A 1,951-nucleotide genomic window follows, 5' to 3' on the forward strand; every position below is an offset into this window, starting at 1 on the left:
GTGCTGCTGGTGCTGATCGCGGCCCGGTGGGGGTGATGGCTGCGGGTGGTGGCCAGGCTGTAGGCCAGATCCCGCAGCGATACCTCGGGCTGCTCAAGCAGGTGTTGGCGCAATCGAGCGCCCTGAGCGCGTGACGCGGCACTGCTGCGCGCCGATAACGGCCACACCAACACCGTGGGCTGGGCCGACTCGCCCGACTCCCCCGGTGGTGTGGTGGTGGTGTCGGTGTCAGAGACCGCCAGCTCATCGGGGGCCTGCTGCACAATCACATGCGCGTTGGTGCCGCTGATCCCGAACGAGGACACCGCCGCGGTGCGCACGTGCTCGCTCACCGGCCAGGGCTGGGCCTGGCTCAGCAGTTGCACGGTGCCGTGTGACCAGTCGATATGGGGGCTGGGTTGGTCGATATGCAAGGTGGCCGGCAGCACCTGATGATGCAGGGCCTGGATCATTTTGATCAGCCCGGCCGCCCCCGCGGCGGCCTGAGTGTGGCCGATGTTGGATTTGACCGAGCCCAGCCACAACGGCTGGTCGGGGTCGCGGTGAGCGCCGTAGGTGGCGATCAGGGCCCCGGCTTCGACCGGGTCACCCAACGTGGTGCCCGTGCCGTGGGCCTCGACCACATCAACCTGGTCCAACCCGACTCCAGCGTTAGCCGCGGCCTGAGTGATCACGCGTTGTTGGGCGGGCCCGTTAGGAGCGGTCAACCCGTTAGAGGCACCGTCTTGATTGACCGCTGAACCCGCGATCACCGCCCACACCCGATGCCCGTGACAGCGGGCATCACTTAAACGTTCCAACACCAGCACCGCTGCACCCTCAGCCAACCCGGTGCCATCAGCGGCCGCAGCGAACGCTTTACAACGCCCATCCACCGCCAACCCACGCTGACGCGCAAACTCAGTCAACGTCGCCGGCGTCGTCATCACCGTGACCCCCCCAGCCAGGGCCAAATTCGACTCCCCATTACGCAACGACTGACACGCCAGATGAGTGGCGACCAGTGAGGAAGAGCAGGCCGTATCCACAGTGACCGCAGGGCCCTGCAGGCCCAGGGCGTAGGCGATGCGTCCGGAGGCCACGCTGGCGACCGCGCCGGTCAGGGCATAGCCCGCACTGTTGTCCGAGCCGTTAGCGGCGTAGATCGGGGCGCTAAGTCCGGCGAAGACGCCGGTGCTGCTGCCGGCCAGAGTGTGGGGGTCGATGCCGGCGGTTTCGAGGGCTTCCCAGCTGATTTCGAGCAGGATGCGTTGTTGGGGATCCATCGCGGCGGCTTCACGCGCGGAGATGCCGAAGAATTCGGCGTCAAAGCCGGCGATATCGGTGAGGAAGGCACCTGAGCGGGTGTAGGTCTTACCCACCGCGTCGGGGTCGGGATCAAACAATCCACCCAGATCCCAGCCGCGGTCGGTGGGGAAACCCCCCACCACGTCGGTGCCGGTGCTGACCACCTCCCACAGATCGGCCGCTGAACCAATCCCCCCGGCAAACCGGCATGCCATACCCACCACGACCACGGGGTCCTCTACTCGGCTAAGTAGGGCGCGGTTCTGGCGCTTTAATTGCTCAATTTGCGCTATGGCCTTCCGGAGACCGTTGGTGGCTCGGTCGAGTTCAGTACTCAATTCTGTGCGTTTTCTTCCCCGTGATCGCCTAGCGTGACCAAAAGGTCGTCAAGGCTCATTGATTCGACATCGCTGCTGTGCAGCGATGTGTCGAAGGAGTGCTCACTGCGTGCTACATCGCGCAGAAGATTTAAAACCCCGGCTTTTATGAGTTGTTTAGCTGGAATGGTTTCGATGAGTTGTTGCATTTCGAGTTCGTCGGGATCGTCAACGCCATTAGAGGTGGTGTGTGTGCCCAATTTGTCGTAGAGGTAGTGGGTGAGGGCGGTGGGGGTGGGGTGGTCGAAGATCAAGGTGGCGGGCAGGGTCAGGCCGGCGTGTTGGGC

At 64.2% G+C, this 1,951-nt stretch carries 2 protein-coding genes; both read right to left on the reverse strand.

Annotated elements, in window-relative coordinates:
• Nucleotides 1-1,625, reverse strand: a 1,625-nt coding sequence (locus AWC27_RS22255) for a type I polyketide synthase (protein ID WP_139837153.1), incomplete at its 3' end; no start/stop codon positions are given.
• A partial coding sequence (locus tag AWC27_RS31310; protein WP_169726839.1) for an acyl carrier protein occupies nucleotides 1,622-1,951 on the reverse strand: 330 nt, incomplete at its 5' end. The genes AWC27_RS22255 and AWC27_RS31310, both read right to left, overlap by 4 nt.

It is taken from the genome of Mycobacterium szulgai, assembly GCF_002116635.1.
GTDB lineage: Bacteria > Actinomycetota > Actinomycetes > Mycobacteriales > Mycobacteriaceae > Mycobacterium > Mycobacterium szulgai.